We start from the raw sequence: 25,748 nt of genomic DNA on the forward strand, positions 1-25,748 counted from the left end.
ACCGTGGATCAGATTGAATTAGCAAATAAACAAGTGGTAGTAGTAGGTATGGGTCTTACCGGCCAATCTGCTGCGCGCTTTTTATTAGCTAAACAGGCTAAAGTCATAGCTATGGATAGCCGACTTGAGCTAAGCACTGATTTAGCGGTGGATTTACGCTTAGGTGAATTTGATGCACAAGTGTTATGTCAGGCCGATTTAATTGTATTAAGTCCTGGGGTCGATTTAGCCCAACCTGCCATTCAACAAGCATTGCAAGCTGGGGTAAAAGTCATTGGTGATATTGAGCTCTTTGCTTTATTTAATTCTGTACCAGTGATCGCCATAACAGGCTCTAATGGCAAGTCTACCGTCACCCAATTGGTGACTAATATGTGTTTGCAAGCAGGCAAAAAGGCCTTGTTAGGTGGAAACATTGGCGTTCCAGCATTAGATTTGTTGGGGCAAGATGCCGATATATTGGTATTAGAATTATCCAGTTTTCAACTAGAAACCACAGCCTCACTACACACTTTGGCGGCCACAGTATTAAATATTAGTGAAGATCATCTAGATCGCCATGGCAGTCTGGCTCGCTACCAGCAAATTAAGTTGGGTATATATACACACTGCCAACATCCTGTGTGTAATCGCGATGATCAAATGGCATCACCCAGCAACCTAGTACCTTTAATCAGCTATGGATTATCTGCAAGTGAGCAGGGCTTTGCTTTTGATGCCAAGCAAGGGATTATCTTATTTAACAGCCAGCCCTACTTAGCTAGCCAAGATTGTTTATTGGTGGGCGCGCACAACATGCTTAATATTCAAGCGGCAGCGGCTTTGGCCAAAGTAGCGGGTATAGATGATGCGAGCATAGTACAAGCCGCAAAAGTTTTTGCTGGTTTGCCCCATCGTTGTCAAACCGTGTTATTGAGTAATCATATCCGTTGGATCAATGATTCTAAAGCCACCAATGTTGGGGCCACTCTGGCAGCCATTCATGGCTTGACCACTGATGCGGATCACCGCTTGATTTTAATCGCGGGTGGAGAAGGCAAAGGGGCAGATTTTTCTGTATTAAAAGCTAGCTTTAACCGCTCTGTGGCGCTGTTGATTACCCTAGGTAAAGACGGTCATAAAATTGCGCAGTTACATTCAAACAGTATTCCAGTTAGCTCGATGCAAGAAGCCGTTAAAGTAGCGGTGCAGCATAGCCAACCGGGTGACATAGTGTTGCTTTCACCTGCCTGCGCCAGTTTTGATATGTTTGATAATTATCAACACAGAGGGGATTGCTTTGCCCATGCTGTTAAGGAGCTAGCGGCATGACTAGCTTGATAGAGCACAAAGCTAATCCTCTGCGCCAACTCTTTATGTTAAAACATAATAGAGAGTTAGCTGGTGGCAAAGCGGCCTTACAGCCTTACGATCTATCTTTAGTGTTATTGGCTTTATCGTTAATGGCCATAGGCTTAACTGTGGTTACATCGGCTTCTATGCCAGTGGCCGCTCGATTGTTTGATAATCCATTCCATTTTGCCATTCGTCATGGGGTATATGTGGTGTTAGCCCTAACCGCAGCCATGATAGTTATGCAAATTCCTATGCGTTGGTGGCGAATGACCAATGTGTGGTTGCTGTTATTAGCAGTCGTTTTACTGATCGGCGTGTTAGCTGTTGGGCGCACGGTAAATGGTAGTACTCGTTGGTTAGTAGTGGGGCCCATTACAATTCAAGCTGCAGAGCCAGCTAAGTTGTTTTTCTTTTGCTATTTAGCTGGTTACTTAGTGCGCCGTTACGAAGAAGTTACAGAAAACTTAAAAGGCTTTATTAAACCCTTAGTGGTGTTTTTTGCTTTGGCTTTGTTGCTGTTATTACAACCTGACTTGGGCACTGTGGTAGTGATGTTGTGTACTACTATAGGGCTGTTATTTTTAGCTGGCGCTAAGTTATGGCAGTTCTTTAGTTTGGCCATAGCTGGCAGTTTAGCGGTAGTGATGCTGATTGTGTTTGAGGAATATCGTGTGCGGCGTATTACCTCATTCTTAGATCCTTGGGCCGATCCTTTTGGCAGTGGCTATCAATTGACTCAATCTCTTATGGCTTACGGTCGCGGCGATTTATTTGGTCAAGGTTTGGGTAATAGTTTGCAAAAGTTGGAATACTTACCTGAAGCCCATACCGATTTTATTATGGCGATATTAGCCGAAGAGTTAGGCTTTACTGGAGTATTTGCAGTACTAGCGATTATGCTGTGCATAGTAATTAAAGCCATGCGTATGGGAAATTTAGCCTTACGTAAAGAGCGTCCTTTTGATGCTTACTTGGCTTATTCCATTGGTATTTGGTTTAGTTTGCAAACTGCAGTTAATGTTGGGGCGAGTGCCGGCATTTTGCCAACCAAAGGCTTAACCTTTCCACTGTTGAGTTATGGCGGCTCAAGTTTAATTATTATGGCAATAGCCGTGGCCATTTTAGTGCGTATTGACTTTGAAATGCGAGTTGATGGAATTCAAGCCATCAATAAAGGTGGTGCGTTAAAATCAGATAAAAAAGCCAAGACAAAATCTGCCAAACAAAAAGTTAACGATGTGATAGATGCAGTGATTTTTGAATCTTCTGTGGCTGAAAAGCCAAGCTCAAAAGTCGGAGGTGATAATGCCTAAACGACTATTAGTCATGGCTGGTGGTACAGGGGGGCATGTTTTCCCTGGTTTAGCAGTTGCAAACGAACTGTCTACACAAAACTGGCAAATTCATTGGTTGGGTACCCGCACACGAATGGAAGCGCAAATTGTACCTAAAGCCGGCTACCCAATTAGTTTTATTGATGTAGTAGGGGTGCGTAAAAATGGTCTTATGACTTTATTAAAAGCCCCGTTTAAAATTATTAAAGCCACCTATCAAGCGCATAAAGTGATACGCGAGTTTCGACCCGATGTGGTATTAGGTATGGGCGGCTTTGCTAGTGGTCCTGGCGGCTTAGCGGCTTGGTTAAATCGCTTGCCACTAGTTGTACATGAACAAAACGCCACAGCGGGTTTAACCAATAAGCTGCTGGCGCGCATCGCCACTAAAGTATTAACCGGTTTTGATAACACCTTTGCAAAGCAAGGTTCTGCCAATTCTAAATTCCAATGGGTGGGTAATCCGGTTCGTAAAGAATTTGCAGAGATGGCTAACAAAGAAGTGATTATTTTACCCCTAAACATTTTAGTAGTGGGCGGCAGTTTAGGTGCTCAAGTATTAAACCAAGTGGTGCCAGCTGCCCTTTCTGAATTAGTTGAAGTAAAGGTTCGCCATCAAACAGGGGCAGGGCATAAAGAGCAAGTTCAAGCGGCCTATCAAGCCTCGGTATTGCCTAGCCAAAATGTGCAAGTCACAGAGTTTATTGATGATATTCCCAGCGCCTATGCCTGGGCTGATTTAGTAATTTGCCGCGCAGGGGCGTTAACAGTAGCAGAAGTCGCAGCGGCCGGAGTCGCGGCAATCTTTGTTCCGCTGCCGCATGCGGTTGACGATCATCAAACTAAAAATGCGCAAAGCTTAGTCGAAGTTGAGGCTGCAGAACTAATAGCTCAACAGGATTTTACTGCTGAGTCGTTGCAGCGCTTATTAAAAAGCTACCAACATAGCCCTAATCTATTAATCGAAATGGGCAAAAGAGCAAGAACCATAGCCAAATTAAATGCCGCAGAACAAGTCGCGCATTGTTGTATTAATTTAAGCGAGCAAGCAGCATGAAAACAGCCACTATTACTCATTACCATGTGCCAGAAATGCGACGTATCAAACATATTCACTTTATTGGAATAGGCGGTGCTGGCATGGGCGGCATAGCAGAAGTATTGCTTAACGAAGGATACTTAGTAAGCGGATCAGATAAACAAGCCAATGGTATGACCCAAAGGTTGGCAGACTTAGGCGCCACCATATTTTTTGGTCATCAGGCTAGTAACGTTGAATTGGCTAATGTAGTAGTAGTGTCCAGTGCCATTGATACCAGTAACCCAGAAATTCAAGCGGCCAATGAAAAACGTATTCCAGTGATCCGCCGTGCAGAAATGCTGGCCGAATTGATGCGTTTTCGACACGGCATAGCTGTAGCAGGAACACATGGCAAAACCACTACTACTAGTTTAATTGCCACTATTTACGCCGAAGCTAAACTAGACCCTACTTTTGTTATTGGCGGCTTGTTAAATAGCGCAGGTACTAATGCACGATTAGGTGACAGCCAATACCTAATTGCTGAAGCAGACGAAAGTGATGCGTCATTTGTGCATTTGCAACCTATGGTGTCTGTGGTGACCAATATTGAAGCAGATCACATGGAAACCTATCAGGGCGACTTTCACAAGATGCAAGAAACCTATTTGGACTTCTTACATAATTTGCCGTTTTACGGATTAGCTGTGTTATGTATTGATGATCAGGTAATTCAAAACTTATTACCTCAAATCGGGCGTAAATATCTTACTTATGGGGTGTCTGAAGAAGCCGATGTAAGAGCGACCAATATTCAACTTGGCTTTAATCAAAGTTCATTTGAGGTGTTAAGAAAAGATAAGCCAAATTTATCAGTTAGGGTCAATATTCCAGGCCACCACAATGTGTTAAATGCATTAGCGGCAATAGCTGTGGCCAGTGATGAAGGCATAGCCGATCACTATATAGTGGAAGCCTTAGCCAACTTTTCGGGTATAGGGCGCAGATTTGAGTTTTTAGGCGACTTTGCCACTTCTAAAGGTCAAGCCATTCTCATTGATGATTATGGTCACCACCCAACAGAAGTTGCGGCCACTATAGCGGTAGCTAGAAATAACTGGCCAGACAGACGACTTGTTATGGCCTATCAACCTCATCGTTATACTCGTACCCGTGATTTATACGAAGACTTTGTAAAGGTTTTATCCCAAGTTGATGTGTTGTTGTTGCTCGATGTGTATTCGGCTGGTGAAGCCCCTATTGATGGCGCAGATAGCCGTTCTTTGTGTCGTTCAATTCGTCAAAGAGGTCAACTAGAGCCCATACATGTGTCTGAACTTAATGACTTGCCAAAACTTTTGGCTGAGCATTTACAAGATCAAGATATAGTCATGACTCAAGGAGCAGGAAATATCGGCCAAATCGCCAAGGGCTTGCAACAAGCGCAGCTCGAACCCTCTACTTTAGTAAAAGGATTCGCGCTGTGAGCCAAAGTTTAGATAGACACTTAACAGACTTTGGAAAAGTTGCCGTCATGTTTGGCGGCAATAGCGCCGAGCGTGAAGTCTCATTAAAGTCAGGTCAGGCAGTATTAGCAGGGTTACTTAGTGTTGGCATAGATGCCCATGCGTTTGACCCCAAAGAACAAAATTTAACTGCTTTACTTGAGCAAAAATTTAACCGTGTATTGATCATGTTGCATGGCCGTGGGGGCGAAGATGGCAGCTTACAAGGCGCCTTACAACAACTGAATATTCCCTACACTGGCACAGGTGTATTAGGCTCGGCCCTATGCATGGATAAAATTCGCAGTAAGCAAGTATGGCAAAGTTTAGGCTTGCCTACGGCAAAATATAAAATAGCTGACAAAAGAAGCTTTGATGCAAGTATCTGCGGGGCTATAATGGCCGACTTGGGGAATGAGGTAATGGTCAAACCTGCGCAGGAGGGGTCCAGCATAGGTATGGCCAAGGTTAATAACGCGCAACAATTAGAAATCGCCATTCAAGACGCCTTTAAATACGATAATAAAGTCTTGATTGAGCAATTTGTTCATGGTTCTGAATATACCGTAAGCATACTAAATGGGCATGCCTTGCCATCGATCAGTATGGCCACTCCTCGGGTTTTTTATGATTACACTGCCAAGTATCAGGCAGATACCACTGTGTACCATTGTCCAAGTGGTTTATCTGCCGATAATGAATTAAAGCTGGCAGAGTTAGCCCTTGAGGCCTTTGAAGCCGTTGCTGGCAGCGGTTGGGGGCGGGTAGATTTTATGCAGGATAAGTTAGGTCGGTTTTATTTGTTAGAAGCTAATACTGTACCTGGCATGACAGAAAAAAGTTTAGTGCCTATGGCCGCCAAACAAGCGGGTATGAGCTTTGGTCAATTAGCCTTAGAGGTATTAAAAACCTCAGAGCAGCCAAGGTAAAGCAATGACCGAATTGCCCGACTTAGACAAAGCACCCAAAGGCCTAGAGTTTTATATAGGTTTAGGATTTTTTGTTTGTTTATTGCTGGGGTTAGGATTAGGTGCTTATAAGCTAAATGCTTGGCTTGAAGACGAACAGCAAGCGCCGGTCCAAGATATAGTGGTGTCGGGTGAGCGTAAATTTATTCAGGATCAACAGATAGTAGAGTTGATCAAAAAAACGCAGCCAGGCAGCTTTTTTGAGTTAGATGTAAATTTGGCCCACAAAAGTGTTGAAGCCATGCCATGGGTGTACCGGGCATCGGTGAGAAAACGTTGGCCAAATAGCTTAGATATTTTTGTGGTAGAACAACAACCCGCGGCCATTTGGAATGGCGATATGTTGTTAAACCAATACGGTGAGGCTTTTGATGGTTTCATTAATAACCAAAATTTAGAGACTGAACTGGTGTTGCCGCATTTGTACGGGCCAGGCGGCAGTGAACAAACGGCATTACAAGGGTATCGCAATATGCAATCTTTGTTAGAGGCCACAGAATTACAAATAGTAGAAATGTTTTTAAGTGAGCGTTTTGCTTGGAATTTAGAGTTAGACAACGGCATTAAGTTAAATTTAGGGCGCACCGAGTTTATTGACAGGTTGCAGCGGTTTGTTGATTTATTGCCGCTTATTTCTAAGCAAGAAAAACCCATAGATTATGTAGATTTACGTTACGACACTGGCTTGGCAGTAGGTTGGAAAACCTCAGATAAGCCCGCTTAATAGTTTAATTGAGAGAGTAGTAATAACAGTGAAAGTGAAATTAGTGAGTACACAGCAAAATGTCTAAAAGTGCAGAAAGAAAACTTATTGTTGGTTTAGACATAGGCACCAGTAATGTTAAAGCTGTGGTGGGCGAGCTATTAGACGACCACAGCATTAGTATTGTGGGTGTCGGCAGTCATTCAGCTAAAGGCATGGACAAAGGTGGGGTAAACGATCTGAATCTAGTGGTGCAGTCGGTTAAACGAGCTGTGCACGAAATGGAATTGATGGCCGACTGTAGTGTGTCGTCAGTCTATATGTCAATTTCTGGTCGTCACGTAAAATGCCAAAACGAAAGTGGCATGGTGCCGATAAACAACCAAGAAGTGACGCAAGAGGATGTTGATAATGTAGTGCATGCCGCGCGCTCTGTTCCAATTGCAGCTGAACGTCGGTTATTACATGTGTTACCCCAAGAATTTACCATTGACGTGCAAGAAGGCATTAAAAACCCTATTGGTATGTCTGGGGTACGAATGGAAGCTCAAGCTCACATTATTACTTGTGCCGACGACATGGCTAAAAACTTAGTTAAATGTGTGGAACGTTGTGATCTCAGTGCCGACCAATTAATTTTTTCGGCGTTAGCCTCGAGTTATGCTGTGCTTACCGACGATGAGAAAGAGTTGGGGGTATGTGTTGTAGATATAGGTGGTGGCACCATAGATATGGTGATTTATACCGATGGCGCAATTCGCCACACCTCGGTTATTCCGGCGGCAGGTAATCAAATCACCAGTGATATAGCTAAAATTTTCCGCACCCCAATTAGCCATGCAGAAGAAATTAAAATTAACTATGCCTGTGCCTTAAAAGACATGGTTAGCATGGAAGAGAATATTGAGGTGCACAGTGTAGGAGGCAGACCTTCAAGGGCAATGTCTAGACACACTTTGGCTGAAGTCATAGAGCCAAGATACCAAGAATTATTTGAACTGGTCCACGACGAAATTCGAGCCAGTGGATTAGAAGAGCAAATTGCAGCTGGCATAGTGTTAACTGGTGGCACTGCAAAAATGGAAGGGGCTGTGGAATTTGCTGAAGAGATTTTCCAGATGCCTGTTCGAGTAGGTGAGCCAATAGCAATGAAAGGCTTGTCTGAATATGTAGAAGATGCAAAATACGCAACAGCAGTAGGTTTGTTGCAATATGGAAAAGAGCATTTGATTAGTCAACTTGCTCAAAAATCTAAAGCCACCGATGGAACTTGGCAAAGAATACAAAGTTGGTTTAAAGGCGAGTTTTAAAGCTGGCTTTTTGGCATAATAATGAAAGGTAGCAGGCAAGGAAGAAAACCTGACTGCTTTGATGTACAAACCGGAGAGTAAACATGTTTGAATTAATGGATAGTCATAGCGAAGAAGCGGTAATTAAAGTTATCGGTGTGGGCGGCGGTGGCGGTAATGCCGTTGAACACATGGTGTCACAAAGTATTGAAGGGGTAGAGTTTATTGCCGTTAATACTGATGCCCAAGTATTAAGAAGTTCAGCAGCCAATGTAACCTTACAGATTGGCTCAGGCGTAACTAAAGGCTTAGGTGCTGGGGCTAACCCTAATATTGGCCGTCAAGCAGCTGAAGAAGACAGCGAAACCATTCGTCAAAGTCTTGAAGGCGCTGACATGGTTTTCATTACCGCTGGTATGGGTGGTGGAACAGGAACAGGTGCAGCACCAGAAGTGGCTCGAATAGCCAAAGAAATGGGCATCCTAACTGTAGCTGTGGTGACTAAACCTTTTCCTTTTGAAGGTAGAAAACGTACTGATTTTGCCGACCAAGGCATTGAAGAATTGTCAAAGTATGTTGACTCACTTATTACTATCCCAAATGAAAAGTTACTTAAGGTTATGGGTAAAGGTACGCCTTTATTACAAGCCTTTAGTGCTGCTAATGACATTTTAAGTGGTGCAGTACAAGGTATTGCCGAGTTAATTACCCGTCCTGGTTTAATTAACGTGGATTTTGCCGATGTACGCACAGTGATGTCTGAAATGGGCACAGCTATGATGGGCAGTGGCAGTGCGTCTGGTGAAGATCGTGCCGAAGAAGCCTCTGAAAGTGCTATTGCTTGTCCTTTATTAGAAGACATAGATTTATCTGGTGCTAGAGGTATTTTGGTTAATATTACCGCTGGACCTGATTTCTCTATTGATGAGTTTGAAACTGTAGGTAATGCAGTTAAAGCCTTTGCTTCTGAAAATGCCACTGTAGTTGTAGGTACAGTAATAGACATGGAAATGAGTGACGAGCTACGGGTTACTGTTGTTGCTACTGGTATTGGCGCTGAGAAAAAGCCTGATATTTCTTTAGTCTCTAGCCGTGCGAGCAAAGTTATTGCTGATAGCAATGAATTTAAGCTACAAGCCAATGGTTCAAATGCTATGCCTAGTTCAAGCGCTATGCCTGAGCCTAGCAAAGCGGTAGCCAGTGAAGAAAAAGCTGAGCAAGGCAATGACTTGGAATATCTTGATATTCCAGCATTTTTGCGTAAGCAAGCAGATTAATGCTAAAACGGAATTAATTAGCCAAGTGTAGGTCTTAGACTTGAATGAGTTGTTTTAAATAGGTTAAATGCCATGATTATGGCAGTATTTTGACAATGCTAAGATTTTTAAGTACTATACGCGCCGCTTTTTATTCCCATAAGCTATTGAGCTAAAAAGGTTATGATTAAACAACGCACCATCAAACAATCTGTGCAAGAAACAGGCATTGGCCTGCATAAAGGTGACAAGGTCACTATGACTCTCCGGCCTGCGCCGGCGAATACAGGTATTGTATTTCGCCGCGTTGACCTTGAGCCTTATGCAGATATTCCTGCACGCGCCGATGCAGTAGGCGACACTATGTTGTGTACTTGTATCAGTAACCAAGATGGTGCCACTATCTCAACAGTAGAGCACCTTGCTTCTGCTCTGGCTGGTTTGGGAATAGACAACATCATTGTTGAAGTAGACAGTGATGAACTGCCAATCATGGACGGTAGTGCGAGTCCTTTTATCTTCCTTCTGCAATCTGCAGGAATTGAAGAGCTCAATGCGCCTAAACAATTTATAAAAATTACTAAAGCCATTAAAGTACAAGAGGCTGACAAGTGGGCAGAGTTACGCCCCTATGACGGGTTTAGAGTCGATTTTAGAATAGACTTTGATCACCCCGTTATTAGCCAAACGCGTCAGCACATGGTACTAGATTTTGATTCGTCATCTTATGTAGACGAAGTGAGTCGTGCCCGTACTTTTGGTTTTATGAAAGATCTTGAATACATGAACTCGCACAACCTAGCTTTAGGTGGCAGCATGGAAAACGCGGTAGCATTAGATGAATACCGTGTGCTAAATCCTGAAGGCTTACGTTATAGCGATGAGTTCCTTAAGCATAAAATTTTAGATGCAATTGGTGATTTATATTTAGGTGGCCACAGTATTATAGGTGAGTTAGTAGCCTACAAAACCGGCCATGGTTTAAATAACAAATTATTAAATGCGTTATTACAAAATCAATCTTGCTGGGAATTTGTAAGTTACCAAAACCCTGAAGAATTACCTATCCGATTTGCATCAACTGTTTTAGCAAATTAACTTCAAGCCACTAGCCAACAAAATACTCTTTTGTTGGCTATGAAACCTTTTGTATTTTCGTTTTTTTTTCAATACCATGGGTTGGCTTAACACAGTAAAAATAAGCTGTGTATAAACCCAAAAGAAGCCGATAGTATAATCGGCGAGTATGAAAAATAGACAGCTTGTATAAACAAGCATAACAAGATTAGCTGTTTGTTAGTCATGCTGTGAATTAGACTCAGTGGTGTATTAGCCATAATACAATCCACCCATGTTGAAAGGTGTTAAGAGTCATGAAGTTAACATTACTTTTTAAAAGTAATAATGCGCAGTTTGTGCTGAACATTAATAAGCAAAAATTGCTGTTGGGGCTTATAGCCATTAGCGGTTTAGTCTTGGTTTCTAGTCGTTCAACAACCTCGCCAGAAGAAAATTTAGCCCGTGTCCAATCTGCTAAGGCCGGCTTAGAATTGCAAGCCGAGCAAGTTTCCCAATTAAAATTAGAAACTGAACAGCGTATGTCTGGGGTGTTAAGAAAACTTGCAGATATGCAAAGTCACATTCAACGTTTAGATGCCATGGGGTTAAAGCTAGTTGAACAAGCCAAACTTAATCCTGATGAGTTTAGTTTTAATAAATTAGTTAACACCGAGTTAGATGAGCAAGAACAAAGTTCAGACTTAGCCGCACAAGATAGTTTGTTGGCAAAAATAGATCTTATGTTGAATCAAATTCAAAATAAAACTCAAGAGCTCAGTGCTCTTGAATCTATCATGTTAAGTCACCATATAAGACAAGAGAGCAGATTACAGGGTAAGCCCATATCATCGGGTTGGTTGTCGTCTTATTATGGTATGCGTAACGATCCTTTTACCGGACAACCTGCTATGCACAAAGGCTTAGATTTTGCCGGAAAAGAAGGTGAGCCTGTGTTAGCCACTGGAGCAGGGGTGGTTACTTGGTCGGGATCACGTTATGGCTATGGTGAGTTGGTTGAAATCAACCATGGTGACGGATTAGTCACACGCTATGGGCATAATAAAGCGCTTAATGTTAAGATTGGCGATGTGGTTACCAAAGGTCAGCATATAGCGATAATGGGTAACACTGGACGATCGACTGGTGCACATGTGCACTACGAAGTCATACGTAAAGGTAAACAGCAAGATCCCTTGCCTTACGTGTATCAAAAAAGCTCTTAGTGTTAAGAAGCAAAAGTATTTTTACAATCGGCTCCTAGTGAGCCGATTGTTTTATTTTTAGACAGGCTTTGTGTGTTTTTTAACCCACAAAGCATTATTAATTATTTAGATTGGAAGCTGTAAATCAATGTTTTCGAGTATTCTTACAAAAATCTTCGGCAGTCGTAACGACCGAACCTTAAAAACACTTGGCAAGTCTGTAGAACTAATTAATCAGCTTGAAAGTGATTATGAAGCATTATCAGATGAGCAGCTAAAAGGAAAAACCACTGAATTTAGGCAACGTTTAGAAAAAGGCGAAACCACAGACGATATTTTAGTGGAAGCTTTTGCTGTGGTACGCGAAGCCAGTAAGCGTGTATTTGGTATGCGCCACTTTGACGTGCAACTTTTAGGTGGCCAAGTGTTACATCAAGGCAAAATTGCCGAAATGCGCACTGGTGAAGGTAAAACCTTAACCTCTACTCTGCCTTCTTACCTTAATGCCCTTAGTGGCAAAGGGGTACACGTTATTACCGTAAATGATTACTTAGCTAGCCGTGATGCGGATTGGAGCAGGCCGTTATTTGAATTTTTAGGTTTAACCGTAGGCTGTAACATTCCGGGTATGAACCACGAACAGAAAAAAGCCGCCTATGCCGCCGATATTACCTATGGTACTAACAACGAGTTTGGTTTTGATTACCTACGCGACAATATGGCTTTTAGCCCAAATGACAGAGTACAAAAAGCCCTGCATTTTGCGGTTATCGATGAAGTTGACTCGATCTTAATTGATGAAGCTCGTACGCCTTTGATTATTTCGGGCCAAGCAGAAGACAGCTCTGAGTTATATCGTAAGATCAACTTGATCATTCCAGAGCTAGTGCAACAGGATAAAGAAGACGAAGAAGGTGAAGCGGGCGAAGGTCACTACACCATAGACGAAAAGGGCAAACAAATTCATTTGACCGAAAACGGCCAAATATTTGTTGAACAAATTTTACAGCGTGAAGGCATTTTACCTGAAGAAGAATCGTTGTTTGCTGCCGCTAATATCTCGTTATTGCATCATGTTAATGCGGCCTTACGAGCTCATAAGTTATTTGCTAAAGACGTAGACTATATTGTTAAAGATAACGAAATTGTCATAGTAGATGAACATACGGGCCGTACTATGGAAGGCCGTCGTTGGTCTGAAGGTTTACACCAAGCTGTAGAAGCAAAAGAAGGGGTAAATATTCAAAACGAGAACCAGACCTTGGCTTCAATTACCTTCCAAAACTATTTCCGTTTGTACGACAAATTATCGGGCATGACGGGTACAGCTGATACCGAAGCCTTTGAATTTCAAAGTATTTATGGCCTAGATACAGTCGTTATTCCTACTAACAAACCAATGCTTAGAGAAGATAAAGCTGATTTAATCTTTTTAACCGCAGAAGAAAAGTACGAAGCCATAGTTGAAGATATTAAAGACTGTGTTAAACGTGGTCAGCCTGCACTTGTAGGTACAGTGTCTATTGAAAACTCAGAACTGATTTCGCGTATTCTTAAAAAAGAAAAAATCCCTCATAAAGTGTTAAACGCTAAGTTCCACGAACAAGAAGCCGACATTGTGGCACAAGCGGGTAAACCTGGTGCTATTACTATTGCAACCAATATGGCAGGCCGTGGTACAGATATAGTGTTAGGGGGTAACTGGCAAGCAGAAGTGGATAAAATTCACGATCCTAAGCCTAGCAAAGTAGAAAAAATCAAAGCCGAATGGCAAAAAAATCACGATGCGGTATTGGCTGCGGGTGGTTTGCATATTATTGGTACTGAACGCCATGAATCTCGTCGTATAGACAATCAATTACGCGGTCGTTCTGGTCGTCAGGGGGATGCGGGTTCTTCACGTTTCTACTTGTCGTTAGATGATGCCTTAATGCGTATTTTTGCCTCAGAAAAAATGGGCAATATGATGAAGCGTTTAGGTATGGAGCGTGGCGAAGCCATAGAACATCCTTGGGTGACTCGCGCCATCGAAAACGCACAGCGCAAAGTTGAAGGACGTAACTTTGATATGCGTAAACAGCTTTTAGAATACGATGACGTAGCAAACGACCAAAGAAAAGTCATCTACGAGCAACGTAATGAGTTGTTAGACGAAGGCGATATTAGTGAAACCATAGAAGTGATCCGCGAAGATGTAGTTAACGGTATATTGGATCAATATATACCGCCGCAATCATTAGAAGAAATGTGGGATATTGCCGGTTTAGAAGAGCGCTTTAGAGCTGAATTCTTAATTGATATGCCAGTACAAAAATGGCTTGATGAAGACGACAAGTTATACGAAGAAAAGCTACGTGAACGTGTGTTGGCAGAAGTGACAGCGGCTTACAAAGCTAAAGAAGAAATAGTAGGTCCAGAAGTGCTCAGGCAGTTTGAAAAAGCGGTCATGCTACAAAACCTAGATAGTCACTGGAAAGAGCACTTGGCTGCTATGGATCATCTGCGTCAGGGTATTCATTTACGTGGCTATGCTCAGAAGAACCCTAAACAAGAATACAAGCGCGAGTCATTTGAGCTGTTTTCTGAAATGTTAGAAGCTCTTAAAGTTGAAGTGGTGACTATTCTGAGTAAAGTTCAGGTTAAAGCACAAGAAGACGTAGAAGCAGTTGAAGAGCAGCGTCGTCAAGCAGACGAAACTCCTAAAAACTTTGAACATGAATCTGCCAGTGAGCCAGAAAAACCAGTGGTAGCGCAACGTCAAGGACCCAAGGTAGGAAGAAACGATCCTTGCCCTTGTGGATCAGGCAAAAAATATAAACAATGCCATGGCAAGTTAACCTAAAAAACAATTAAAACTTAATTTAAAAGTCGGGCTATAGTCCGACTTTTTTGTATGGGAGCACAAATGAAAAGCGTTCAAGTTGCGGTAGGGGTAATAAAGCAAGGGCAGCAGGTATATATCAGTAAACGCGCTGATGCTTTGCACCAAGGCGGCAAATGGGAATTTCCCGGTGGAAAATGTGAAGCCAATGAAAGCATAGAGCAAGCCTTGGCCCGCGAGTTAAACGAAGAGGTAGGTATACAAGTAACAGAACAAAGGTTTTTCATGCATATCCAACATGATTATGGTGATAAACAAGTGAGTTTGCATGTGCAAGTTGTTGAAGGCTTTAGTGGCCAGCCTAGCCATCAAGAGGGCCAGCAAAGTCTATGGGTAGATATTAAAGACTTAACTGATTATGAGTTTCCTGAAGCAAATCAATTGATCATTAAAAAACTGATTAGCCAATTAGGTCAGTAGATTGCACCATCACCAGACAAGTGATACAAAGTAAATTCAACCAAACAGGCTACTCAATAAAACGTGACTAAAACCACACTCACAGCACAACAGGCTATGCGTTACCATAGGCAAATTCTCTTGCCTAAGTTTGATTTAGATAAGCAAGAGCTGCTACTTAACGCGCATGTACTGGTAGTTGGGCTGGGTGGCTTAGGTTGTGCTGCAGCACAATATTTAGCAGCCTCTGGTGTAGGGCAGTTTACTTTAGTCGATGATGATCAAGTGGATAGTTCTAACCTGCAAAGACAAGTGTTGCACGGGGAAACAGATATTGGTCGGCATAAATGCGATTCAGCTCAGGCTAGCTTGCTTAACTTAAATGCCAAACTGCAGATCCAGTCAATAAAAGCACGGCTAACTATGGCTGACTATAACAAATTGTTACCCTCTGTGGATTTAGTCTTAGATTGTACCGACAACCTGGCTAGCCGAAATTTATTGAATCAAGTCTGTTATCAACAGCAAAAAAATTTAGTCTCGGGTGCGGCTATACGCATGGAAGGTCAACTTATTTGTGTGCAACCTAAAACTAACTCGGCTTGTTATGCCTGTATTAGTCAATTTATCACTGAACAAAACTTAACTTGTGTTGAAGCTGGGATAATGTCGCCTGTGGTAGGCGTTATTGGCTCTATGCAAGCCTTAGAAGCAATTAAGCTATTAACAGGCTATGGGCAAAGCCTTACCAATACCCTAATGCTATTTGACGGTATACAGGGCCAATGGCAGTCTTTTACTGTGGCTAAACACCCAGAATGTAAAATTTGTAGTGGCTAAATTTACCAGATAATTGTCAAGGATGCCGTTAACAATGCCCATTCAAATATTAGAATGGGCATGCAATACATGGTTATTCGAATGTTACTGTCACCCTTTGTTCAGCTTGAACACTAACACTTTGTTGAGTTTGAATATAAAACCCCTGTTCGCTGCCTTCATCAGTTTCGGGTTGGTCATTTTCTGCTAAACAAGTGAAGCCTATGGTGTATTCCCCTGCCGGAAGATAAGCGACTTTAAATTGATAAATACTGTCATCATTTAGCGACACTTCACCTATGGTGTAGGGCGAAACTTCATTCTCATCACTAGTTTGGTCGGCATCGTCACCAAGATTTTCTAATGCTAAGTCAGTTCCTTGGTAAATATAAACTGCATTTCCTACCTGTAAGTCTACTTTGTTTAAACAAGGTTCTGCATTTATTAGTGCCTCAGAGACACTGCCAGTTAGCACGCCAGTTAATTTGTTTTCTACAACACGAACGCCTCTTGGTTTAAGTAAAATGGCATCTTGGCCTTTGGGATCTACTAATGATTTGCGAAGATCAAACTCTACTGTGTATATGGCTTGTTCTGACTCATTAATGGTAAAGCCATCAAGTTTTAATTGATTGCTAGGAACTCTTAAATTAAAGGTGCCAGTGTCCATTTCTATGTAAGAGTTTTCGGTCACATTTAGTCTTAGTTGACTGTAGTTACCGGGCTGGATGTCTACTTCACTTAATAAAGTTGCAAAATCTTCCCCCTGAAACGCTAACAAATCAATTTGACGGGCTGCGCCCTGTTCATCTTTCACATTAAATGTAACAGGATCGCCATTACCAACTAATTCAACAGAGTCAAATTCAACCACAACTGCAACAGCATTATCTATAGGTGCATCTGAGATATTAAGAGTCAAGCTTGCCTTGACCTCTTGAGTAACAAGGGAGGGAGCACTCTCTTCTGATGAGCTTCCACAAGCCTGCAATAGAGCTACTGTAGAAAATACTAAACATTTTAAACTATTCATATTGATACCTCTTTAGTTAGTTCTTTTACTATCTGCATAGATAGCACTGCATATATAAGGCCAAAGTTATGAAAGCGCTTAATGGTGCGGGCTGCTGAGAAATTTACTGGTAAATTGGAAAAATATCTGCATGAAAATAGGCACATTAGTATCTAATCAGATACAGGGTAGGACTATTTGGTATGCAAAAGCTTCAGTCAAGTGGAGATGACTACACTAACAAAAACTAGAATTAGCATATGAAAATTGACATTATGCTTAATCAGAAAAGCAAACTTTGTGGTTAAACCCCTTAACAAGGAAAGCGCATGTTAACTAAAGGTCGAGTGGTATGCAGTGTTGTTATAATATTTGCTATAGGTTTATTAGGCTTTTTTAGTTTTTTTCCTGCCTATATAGATAAACAAACCAATGCTGTGCATGCTAGCACTCTTCCCCAAGTCAGCGAACAAGCCAAAGCTCTACATAAAACGTTAATGATAGGCGATTGGCATAGCGATAGTTTGTTATGGAAGCGTCAACTTGGGCAGCAGCATAACTATGCTCACATGGATCTGCCGCGCTTACGGCAAGGCAATGTGGCCATGCAAATGTTAACCACAGTGACTAAGTCTCCAAGTGGCATTAATTACCAAGAAAATAGCTCAGAAGCTGCCGATAACATCACTAAATTAGCCATCAGCAATTTATGGCCAATTAACACCTGGCAAAACCTAACACAAAGAGCTTTGTTTCAAGCGCAAAAAGTCCAACAATTGGTAACTGAGTACCCACAGGATGCAGTGTTAGTTAGCTCAAAATCTGAACTGGCGGCATTTTTACAGCAAAGGCAACACAACCCAGACCTAGTTGCCCTGTTATTGGGAACAGAAGGCTCACACGCCTTAGAGGGCCAGCTAAGTAACATTCAACTGTTATATCAGCATGGATTTCGCATGATGAGTTTGCAGCATTTTTTTGACAATCAATTAGGCGGCTCTTTGCACGGTGAAAGTGGCCAAGGCTTAACTCAATTTGGGCGAGATGCTGTGCTTACTATGCAAGCACTAGACATAATGGTGGATGTTTCCCATTCTTCAAAGCAAGTGGTGAAAGATGTGTTGGCTATTAGTACTAAACCACTGCTGGTAAGTCATACTGGGTTTTATGGGCACTGCCCATCTGCGCGCAATATTTCCGACAACCTAATGCAACAAATCGCTGCTCAAGGCGGATTAATAGCCGTAGGCTATTGGGATGGCGCGGTATGCGAAGCCAATGTACAGGAAATTGCTAAAGCTATATTTTATGGGGTTCAGCTATTGGGCAGTCAACATATTGCCTTAGGCTCTGATTTTGATGGTGCCACTAGTGTGCCTTTTGATACCTCAGAGCTGGTTTATTTAACTCAAGCTTTATTGGATATAGGGCTTAGCAGTGAACAAATTAGACAGGTGATGGGTGAAAATATGCTGAATTTTTTACAACAACATTTGCCTGATTAAAGCAAGGCTTAGGCACAAACTAAGCCCTGTGTTGCTTATAAAATATCTATAGGTTGATCGATTAAGTGCCCAACTATTGTACTTTGCTCAGCGTCAGCAAAAGCTTGATCTAATAGCTTAGATCTATAGGCCACCCCAGCTTTATAATTAGGATGAGTAAATATATAACTTTGCTTAGACTCTAAGGCCTCTACTACTCGTTTGGCCAACATCTCTGCAGGGATCCCTGCTTCTACTAGAGCCGCTGCTTGATTTAAACCTTGTTTAGGGTTTGCTTGGCTAGCACCTTGGGTTTTCACCGCTTGATACTTAGGCTGTAAATTACGTAAAGATTGATGAATGCGGGTTTTTACAAAAGCCGGGCAAAGCACCGAAACCAATATATTGTGTTTTTGTAACTCTTGCGCCCAACTTTCTGTCATTGACACCACAGCTGCTTTAGATGCCGCATAAGCCCCTGAATAGGCCACCCCATTCATGCCCGCCATAGAAGCAACATTGATAATCCAGCCCCCCTGTTTTTGGGCTTTTAGCGTGGGGGCTATGGTTTGGGTTCCATTCACTACCCCCATGACATTGACATCTAACACCCACTTCCAGGTGTCGAGCTTGGTTTCATCCACTGTGCCTGGTACGCCCGCCACGCCGGCATTGTTTATAAGCATATGAATATGTCCAAAAGCTTTTAGGCTAGCGTCGTGTACGGCTTGCCATTGGCTTGCATCTGTTACATCTAGTGGGCAAGCTAATACCTCAACTTTGGCCGACTTAAGCTGTTGTTCTGCTAGTTTTAGCTGGTCGGGATCAATATCGGCAATGACTACCTTCATGCCTAATTGACCCAATTCAGTGGCCAAAGCTAGGCCAATGCCGCCGGCTCCACCAGAAATAATAACTGTTTTACCCGAAAATTGATTCGACATAGACCTTTCCTTTGTAACAATAAAAATTCATGCGCTTGGTTTAACTTAAGCTAAGCATAAGTGAGGTATAGGAAAGACAATACTTTATTTGGCGAATTGGCAAGGCTTCATCAAATTAATTAGGGCTAGCTTTTTTGCTAGCCCTGTGTTTCGAATGGTATGCTTGAGTATCCTTATTCTATGGCTTGAACACCTGAGTCTGTGCCAATTAAGACGACATCAGCCCCACGCGCGGCAAATAAGCCATTTGTTACAACCCCGACTATGCCATTTAATTGGCTTTCTAATTCAACAGGGTTAAGTATGTTTAAATTGTGAACATCTAAAATGACATTGCCGTTGTCGGTAATCACCCCTTGACGATATACAGGATCACCGCCTAATTTTACGATTTCTCTGGCCACATATGAGCGTGCCATAGGGATAACTTCAACAGGTAAGGGAAACTTGCCTAAGATAGGCACTTGTTTTGTATCATCAATAATACAAACGAATTTTTTGGCCACAGCAGCCACAATTTTTTCACGGGTGAGTGCTGCACCGCCGCCTTTAATCATATGTTTATGTTGAGTGATTTCATCTGCCCCATCAACATATAGGTCTAGTTTGTCTACTGAGTTAAGGTCAAAAACTTCAATGCCCAGTGCAATTAATCTTTCGGTAGAGGCTTCTGAACTAGAAACAGCGCCTAGTATTTTATGTCTAATTGGGGCTAAGGCTTCAATAAAGTAATTGACAGTTGAGCCAGTACCCACACCTATAATACTGTCTTCTGGTAAGTAGTTAACGGCGGCTAGGGCTACGGCTTTTTTCTTATCATCTTGGGTCATAAGGGGTTTCTTTGAGCTGTCTGGTGGCACAGATTGTAACTTATGCCGGTAAAAATTCAGCTACTTATCTGAAAATATTGTGTTGGCGTGGCAATGCCATGTAGTGGAATATCCCAATTTTCTATGGGTAAATTATTAGCTTGCTGGCAGTCATGGGCTAAACCTACTATTTGAGTCATAGATTTGTCTCTAGCTAAAGGGGCTAAGCTACGGTCGTAAAATCCACCGCCCATTCCTAACCTATTACCCATTAAATCAAAGGCAACTAAAGGCGTAAATAACAAATCTATTTGTGCCAATGGAACAATAGACTGGCATTGTAAAATAGGCTCAGGGATCCCAAAACAATTGGGTTTCATAGGGCTTGTTGGGTGATATTCAACAAAAACTAAATGCCCAGTAGAAAAGGGATGCAGTACAGGCAATGCCACTTTTTTGTGCTGTTGCCAACAATAATCAATTATGCCTTGTGGGTTAAGCTCACCATCGTTGGTTAAATAAACTGCCACTGTCTGTGCTTGTGATAGGGAGGTGTGAGATAAACAATTGGCCACTACTTGCTTTGCTGCGAGTTTTTGTTGCTCAGGCGAAAGGGCCTTGCGCTTATCACGAAAGGTTTTGCGTATTATCTGCCGTGTTTTGTTATGCATCTAGAATTTAACTGGGCTCTGTTTGAGGGATAAACCGGTTTAATACCTTTAATAATAAACTTTTGTCTAAGGGTTTAGCTAAATAATCTTGCCACAAATGATTTGTGCCTGAACCATTGGCTTGAGTTATTGCATCGGCAGTAAGTGCAACTATGGGTAGCGAGGGCTTTTGCTGTTTAATTATTTGCGCAGCCTCCTTGCCGTTCATATTTGGTAAATGAATATCCATTAAAATCAAATCAACTGGCTGAGATAAAGCAATGTCTACTGCCTCTTCACCACTTTTAGCTAGGCTTATTTGCATTCCAAAGGCATCGAATATGGCGGTCATTACCATCTGGTTAATTTCATTATCTTCTACTAACAAAACAGAACTGTTTTTATTAAATTTTTGTTCAACTGGCTGCTCAGAGTCGTGAGTACTTTGCTCATCTAGAGCCGAGGCAGGTAAGCTAACATTAAATACACTGCCTTGACCTAAGGTGCTTTGTACAGAAATTTCGCCTTTTAACAAGTTCACTAAACTTTTGCATATGGCTAAACCTAACCCGCTTCCTTCCACATTTTTTCTATTTCCTACTTGTTGAAACTTAGTAAAAAGTTTGGCTTGGTCTGCGTTTGATATGCCAACCCCTTGATCGGATACACTTATGCTAAGTTTATCTTGTTGCCAGCTAAACTTTGCCTGCACAGATTTGTTCTTATCGGTAAATTTAACTGCATTGTGTACTAAATTAGTAATAATTTGACTCACTTTTGCATGGTCTATGGCTAAAAAAGCCGGTAAATCATCTGCCAAATCAAAACTGAGGGCTATGCCTTTTTCATCGGCCAAAATAGATAACATGCCGTGTAAACCAATTAAAAACTCTGCAATTTGGATAGGCTCAATTTTTTCTTGCATTTGCCCTGCTTCAATTTTGTTAAGATCGATAACTGAGTTAATGACATTAAGTAATTTATTTCCTGAAAAGTCGATGTGTGACAAATATTGTGAGAATTTTTCTGGCAAATTATGGGTTTTAACATCGTCTAACATCAAACGGCTAAACCCAATTATGGCATTAAGCGGTGTCCGCAATTCATGACTCATATTAGATAAAAATTCGGTTTTATGTTGGTTAGCCAGTTCGAGCTGTTTAATATGCTTGCGTAACTCCATTTGAGATATCACAGAGCGACCTAATACCTCTAAGCTGAGTCTCTGCTCAGTTGTTAACTTATTGGGTTTGCCGTCTATTACACAAAGGGTACCTATTGCATGCCCACCTGGGGTAATCAAAGGAGTACCAGCATAAAAGCGGATGCTAGGGGGAGAAGTGACTAAAGGATTATCAAAAAAACGCTCGTCTTTGAGGGTGTCTTCAACTTCAAAAATATGTTTTTGATGTATGGCATGAGCGCAAAATGCAATGTCTCTAGAGGTTTCTTTTGCGTCTAAACCAACCTTAGATTTAAACCATTGACGGTCAGGGTCAACTAAACTAATTAGGGTGATGGGCATGCCACAGATTTGCGCTGCCAACTGAGTTAAATCATCAAATACTTTTTCTGCTTCGGTATCTAATACATCATAGTCGTAGAGCGCTTTTAAACGCTCTACTTCATCTTCAGTAGGCGGTGCTTGTTTCATAAATAGGTGCCCAAACTGGTTTTAAGTAGTAAAACCATAGCACAATTTATTAAAGCCTATAAGTTTCTAGATATAGCTCAGTGATCCTTTGGTTGTCGACTTTAGTGGCAACATTAATCATATTGGCGTTTAGCCAATCTGGACTAGCTGTACTACCAGGCACGGCAACAGAAGTTTGGCCAATGTTTAATGGATCAGTGGATACTCTTATATGACCTTGAGTTAACTCAAACAAACTAGGGTCAACTAAATGAGCAATAGGCATAGCATCGTGGAAGAAACAAACGTCTTCTTTTCTGCTTTGAGAATAAAATTGCATATAAAATTGTGCCGCATCATGAACAAAGCCACCCAACTTAGGGTTGCCTGCTTTTAAGCCAGTTAAAAAGCTAGGATCAAAAGGACAAGAGTTAGTCACATCTAAGCCAAACATATTCACTTGCCAATCGGCTGACATAACAATTTCAGCGGCATAAGCATCGTTCCAGATGTTGGCTTCGGCTACAGGGGTGACATTGCCTGGCACAAAAGCTGCGCCGCCCATAATAGATACTGCTTTAATTAGCTTAGGCAATTCGGGCTCTAAACGTAAAGCTAGAGCAATGTTACCTAAAGGTCCGATAGGCACTAGAGTGATTTCGCCTGGGTATTTTCTGGCCATATCCACAATAAATTGTGCCGAACTACGGGGATCTAGTTCGCCTTTGGCAGCAGGAAAGTTGATATTACCAAAGCCATCATCACCGTGCACAAAGTGCGCGTAAGTTGATTCTTTGCCAACCCAAGGTCTAGCCACACCTTTACAAACTGGAATATCTTGACCCGCTAGGTCACACAAAGTCAGGGCATTTTGTGCTGCCATATCCACTGGCACATTACCAAATACTGTGGTTAACCCCAGTACTTCAATGTCAGGGTGTTGAAAGGCAAAGAAAATTGCCATTGCATCATCGATACCCGGATCAGTATCTAATATAATTTTGTGACTCATTGCTTAACTCCCTGAGTGTTTATTGCTTCGCTAAAAAGCGATCGACTTCTTCTTTGGTCGGTATAGATTGGGCTGCACCTTCTTTCATTACCGCTAATGCTGAAGCGGCACAACCTCGAATTAATGCTGTTTTTGAATCAGCGTGATTACTGTAGGCAGACAAAAAATATCCAATAAAGGTATCGCCTGCAGCTGTAGTGTCAACCGCATCCACTACAAAGGCTGGAATATCTATGGTTTTGTCTTGCTTGAGCATGCGTACACCGGCTTTACCTAAGGTAATCAATACCTCAGCATGAGGCCAATCTTGAAGGAAATAGTCTTCCATTAAGGCTAATTCTGATTGGCCTGATATTTCTGCCGCTTCAACTTCATTCACTATTAATAAGTCTATGCATTCATGCGGCAATTGTTTTACCGATTCTGTCATAGGCGCAGGGTTAAATGCTACCTTAAGCCCACTCTCTTTGGCTTGTTTAAGCACTTCGTCTATGCTGCTGGTTTCGTTTTGAGTCAGTACCCAATCAGTAGATTTAACATTATCTAAAGCATGCATAATGTCTTTAGCGGTTAATTCTAAGTTGGCCCCACCAAATAATACTATGGCGTTTTCTGCAGTTGGGGTGACTTGGATAATAGCGTGTCCAGAAGCTGTATCAGTGCATTGTACATGCTTACAGTTAATGCCGTCGCGGATCATGGTTTGTTTGAATGCTGCATCAGATTCGTTTATTTTGCCAACGTGATGCACATCTGTTCCAGCACGGGCTAATGCAATTGACTGGTTGGCGCCTTTGCCACCTAATAAGCATTGATAGCCAGTTGAGGCTAAGGTTTCGCCAGGTTGCACAAAATGTTCTACTTGGTAGACATGATCGATATTGATAGAACCAAAATTAATGACCGCCATAGTGCGCTGTTTCGCCCCTTTTTTATGCGTTAAATACGATATGAATCTTAGCCGAAAAAGAGGCAAATCCAAAATAAAAAGTTGACCAAATGGTCTGAATCGAGATTATATCGATTTTTACACTCGCAGCAAATCTATCTAGTTAAATAAATACATTAATTTTTGTACAAAACCCGTTTTGGCAACATAAGGCGAAGTGTCGGTTAAAAATAACCGCACCGACACTGTGGCACCATGTCCCCAAGGCCACCATGCCGCCATGACTTTGGGTTGCCTATCTAAGCTTGAGCTAAATAGTCTTTGTTTTTTAATTAACTTAGCAAAGTCACCTGCTAGGTGTTTAACTTCAGCTGGGGCTTTTTTGATATTTTTTGCATCCCAAGCTACAGGTAAAACTTGTTGTAAGCTGAATAAAACTTGATCTTGTTTATCGACAGAAAATTCTGCCAGCATAACCTGTTGATATTCGTCATAACGCCATTTGACAATAGAAGCTAAGGCCTCTATTACGTCTTTTCCATAACTGTGTAATAGTTCTTCTTGTTTCATTTGACTATTTTCTTAATCCGTTGTGCTGTCAATAATGGTGCCTCCCAAAATGCCGCTGTTTAGTGTAAGCCCGTGAACCGAAAGTTCAGGGCGGAGGTATCATCACTGCCTTAGGCTTCTCGATACTAGCCAAGCTTGCACAATAGCAGTGGAATCAACTTCCTTGGTAAAAAGCATCGGCCAGGGACATAACTAAACTGGCTAACATCCCAGGAGACTTAAAAACATCAATATGCCGCTTTTACAAAATTCATTCTGTCGAGCAGCAAACAGGCGCATTATAATCTGTATATGACCTTAGATACTAGGGTTAATGCCATATCGATCATGTATTTGGAACTTGGACGGTGGTAGCATAGAGGCGAATAATGATAGAGAGAACCCTTTGAATACTTCAAACAATCAATTTGATACCTTAACGGCTTTATTAGAGCGTCATAATATTTTAACCAGTGCTGCCGAAGTGCAAGGCATGTTGTGTGGCATGTTAGGTGGGGGCATGCCTTTAGAATGCCAAGATTGGTTAGAGCCGTTGGCCGACTTTATTCACCAAGGCGAGCGTTTTTCTCAACAGGTAGAGCAAGCCTTTAAAGAACTATACCAAGAAACCTGTCAGCAACTCATTGAAAGTGACTTTGCTTTAGTGATGTGTTTGCCAGAAGACTCAAGCCCTATTAATGAACGCGGGCAAGCGCTGTTAAGTTGGGTGCAAGGCTTTATGTTAGGTTTTGGGTTACATCAAGCAGACTTAACCGGTTGTTCACAAGATGTAAAAGAAGCCCTAGAAGACTTTGCTGAAATCGCCAGAATGGACGATGAAATGGCCGAAGATGAAGAGTCTGAACAAGCTCTATTTGAAGTCATGGAGTACGTAAGAGTGACAGCCATGTTGTGTTTTAACGAATTAGGCAAGTCACCAGAGCAACAGCAAAGTGAACCAAAAGTGGTGCATTAACCTAAGTATAAATGTAGTT

General features: G+C 41.9%; 23 protein-coding genes and 1 other RNA gene. 15 read left to right on the forward strand and 9 right to left on the reverse strand.

Going from position 1 to position 25,748, the window contains the following annotated elements; translation table 11 throughout:
- Positions 1–3: 3 nt before the first annotated feature.
- The 13 genes from murD (at position 4) to moeB (ending at position 15,792) form a co-directional block, all read left to right on the forward strand.
- Positions 4–1,311 (forward strand): UDP-N-acetylmuramoyl-L-alanine--D-glutamate ligase, encoded by a 1,308-nt coding sequence (gene murD, locus ACVCDT_RS03640; protein ID WP_447131396.1) that lies wholly within the window; start codon positions 4–6, stop codon positions 1,309–1,311.
- The gene (ftsW, locus tag ACVCDT_RS03645; RefSeq protein WP_447131397.1) at positions 1,308–2,648 is read left to right on the forward strand and encodes a cell division protein FtsW; all 1,341 of its coding nucleotides are present in this window, start codon (positions 1,308–1,310) and stop codon (positions 2,646–2,648) included. The genes murD and ftsW overlap by 4 nt, the downstream gene beginning before the upstream one ends.
- Positions 2,641–3,726: an undecaprenyldiphospho-muramoylpentapeptide beta-N-acetylglucosaminyltransferase gene (gene murG, locus ACVCDT_RS03650; RefSeq protein WP_447131398.1), complete on the forward strand. Its 1,086-nt coding sequence runs from the start codon at positions 2,641–2,643 to the stop codon at positions 3,724–3,726. Before ftsW ends, murG begins: the two co-directional genes overlap by 8 nt.
- Entirely contained in the window at positions 3,723–5,177 is a 1,455-nt protein-coding gene (murC, locus tag ACVCDT_RS03655; protein ID WP_447131399.1) for a UDP-N-acetylmuramate--L-alanine ligase, read from the forward strand. The genes murG and murC overlap by 4 nt, the downstream gene beginning before the upstream one ends.
- Before the next feature lie 47 nt (positions 5,178–5,224).
- Positions 5,225–6,124: a D-alanine--D-alanine ligase gene (locus ACVCDT_RS03660; protein WP_447131669.1), complete on the forward strand. Its 900-nt coding sequence runs from the start codon at positions 5,225–5,227 to the stop codon at positions 6,122–6,124.
- A gap of 4 nt (positions 6,125–6,128) precedes the next feature.
- On the forward strand, positions 6,129–6,887 hold the full coding sequence (locus ACVCDT_RS03665; protein WP_447131400.1) for a cell division protein FtsQ/DivIB: 759 nt from the start codon (positions 6,129–6,131) through the stop codon (positions 6,885–6,887).
- A gap of 59 nt (positions 6,888–6,946) precedes the next feature.
- Positions 6,947–8,176 carry a cell division protein FtsA gene (gene ftsA / locus ACVCDT_RS03670; protein WP_447131401.1) on the forward strand — a complete coding sequence of 410 codons (1,230 nt, stop codon included), beginning with the start codon at positions 6,947–6,949 and terminating at the stop codon, positions 8,174–8,176.
- Positions 8,177–8,259: 83 nt separating this feature from the next.
- Positions 8,260–9,432, forward strand: a complete 1,173-nt coding sequence (gene ftsZ, locus ACVCDT_RS03675; RefSeq protein ID WP_447131402.1) for a cell division protein FtsZ — start codon at positions 8,260–8,262, stop codon at positions 9,430–9,432.
- 162 nt (positions 9,433–9,594) lie between these two features.
- Entirely contained in the window at positions 9,595–10,509 is a 915-nt protein-coding gene (gene lpxC / locus ACVCDT_RS03680) for a UDP-3-O-acyl-N-acetylglucosamine deacetylase (protein WP_447131403.1), read from the forward strand.
- Positions 10,510–10,784: 275 nt separating this feature from the next.
- Positions 10,785–11,693: a M23 family metallopeptidase gene (locus ACVCDT_RS03685; RefSeq protein ID WP_447131404.1), complete on the forward strand. Its 909-nt coding sequence runs from the start codon at positions 10,785–10,787 to the stop codon at positions 11,691–11,693.
- Between the two features lie 127 nt (positions 11,694–11,820).
- Positions 11,821–14,514: a preprotein translocase subunit SecA gene (secA, locus tag ACVCDT_RS03690; RefSeq protein WP_447131405.1), complete on the forward strand. Its 2,694-nt coding sequence runs from the start codon at positions 11,821–11,823 to the stop codon at positions 14,512–14,514.
- Between the two features lie 63 nt (positions 14,515–14,577).
- The gene (gene mutT / locus ACVCDT_RS03695) at positions 14,578–14,973 is read left to right on the forward strand and encodes an 8-oxo-dGTP diphosphatase MutT (RefSeq protein WP_447131406.1); all 396 of its coding nucleotides are present in this window, start codon (positions 14,578–14,580) and stop codon (positions 14,971–14,973) included.
- Positions 14,974–15,036: 63 nt separating this feature from the next.
- The gene (gene moeB / locus ACVCDT_RS03700; RefSeq protein ID WP_447131407.1) at positions 15,037–15,792 is read left to right on the forward strand and encodes a molybdopterin-synthase adenylyltransferase MoeB; all 756 of its coding nucleotides are present in this window, start codon (positions 15,037–15,039) and stop codon (positions 15,790–15,792) included.
- Between the two features lie 73 nt (positions 15,793–15,865).
- Here the strand turns inward: moeB and ACVCDT_RS03705 are convergent, their stop codons facing one another.
- Positions 15,866–16,804 carry a DUF4382 domain-containing protein gene (locus ACVCDT_RS03705; RefSeq protein ID WP_447131408.1) on the reverse strand — a complete coding sequence of 313 codons (939 nt, stop codon included), beginning with the start codon at positions 16,802–16,804 and terminating at the stop codon, positions 15,866–15,868.
- 308 nt (positions 16,805–17,112) lie between these two features.
- Between ACVCDT_RS03705 and ACVCDT_RS03710 the strand changes: the two genes are divergently transcribed.
- Positions 17,113–18,288, forward strand: a complete 1,176-nt coding sequence (locus ACVCDT_RS03710) for a dipeptidase (protein ID WP_447131409.1) — start codon at positions 17,113–17,115, stop codon at positions 18,286–18,288.
- Positions 18,289–18,323: 35 nt separating this feature from the next.
- On the opposite strand, the gene ACVCDT_RS03715 is transcribed toward ACVCDT_RS03710, so the two are convergent.
- The 8 genes from ACVCDT_RS03715 to ssrS form a co-directional block, all read right to left on the reverse strand.
- Entirely contained in the window at positions 18,324–19,211 is an 888-nt protein-coding gene (locus tag ACVCDT_RS03715) for an SDR family NAD(P)-dependent oxidoreductase (protein ID WP_447131410.1), read from the reverse strand.
- A 173-nt stretch (positions 19,212–19,384) separates the two neighbouring features.
- The gene (gene rpiA / locus ACVCDT_RS03720; protein ID WP_447131411.1) at positions 19,385–20,041 is read right to left on the reverse strand and encodes a ribose-5-phosphate isomerase RpiA; all 657 of its coding nucleotides are present in this window, start codon (positions 20,039–20,041) and stop codon (positions 19,385–19,387) included.
- 56 nt (positions 20,042–20,097) lie between these two features.
- Complete coding sequence (locus ACVCDT_RS03725; protein ID WP_447131412.1) at positions 20,098–20,691, reverse strand: 5-formyltetrahydrofolate cyclo-ligase; 594 nt, start codon at positions 20,689–20,691, stop codon at positions 20,098–20,100.
- Positions 20,692–20,698: 7 nt separating this feature from the next.
- Positions 20,699–22,324 (reverse strand): ATP-binding protein, encoded by a 1,626-nt coding sequence (locus ACVCDT_RS03730; protein ID WP_447131413.1) that lies wholly within the window; start codon positions 22,322–22,324, stop codon positions 20,699–20,701.
- Positions 22,325–22,373: 49 nt separating this feature from the next.
- Entirely contained in the window at positions 22,374–23,315 is a 942-nt protein-coding gene (locus ACVCDT_RS03735; protein ID WP_447131414.1) for a nucleoside hydrolase, read from the reverse strand.
- 19 nt (positions 23,316–23,334) lie between these two features.
- The gene (locus tag ACVCDT_RS03740; protein ID WP_447131415.1) at positions 23,335–24,225 is read right to left on the reverse strand and encodes a ribokinase; all 891 of its coding nucleotides are present in this window, start codon (positions 24,223–24,225) and stop codon (positions 23,335–23,337) included.
- 138 nt (positions 24,226–24,363) lie between these two features.
- Positions 24,364–24,774: a hypothetical protein gene (locus ACVCDT_RS03745; protein ID WP_447131416.1), complete on the reverse strand. Its 411-nt coding sequence runs from the start codon at positions 24,772–24,774 to the stop codon at positions 24,364–24,366.
- A gap of 37 nt (positions 24,775–24,811) precedes the next feature.
- A non-coding RNA gene (gene ssrS / locus ACVCDT_RS03750) (6S RNA) lies at positions 24,812–24,993 on the reverse strand.
- A 166-nt stretch (positions 24,994–25,159) separates the two neighbouring features.
- On the opposite strand from ssrS, the gene ACVCDT_RS03755 reads away from it, so the two are divergent.
- Positions 25,160–25,729, forward strand: coding sequence for a UPF0149 family protein (locus ACVCDT_RS03755; protein WP_447131417.1), 570 nt, complete (start codon positions 25,160–25,162; stop codon positions 25,727–25,729).
- Positions 25,730–25,748 lie beyond the last annotated feature (19 nt).

Source organism: Paraglaciecola aestuariivivens, from assembly GCF_052983255.1.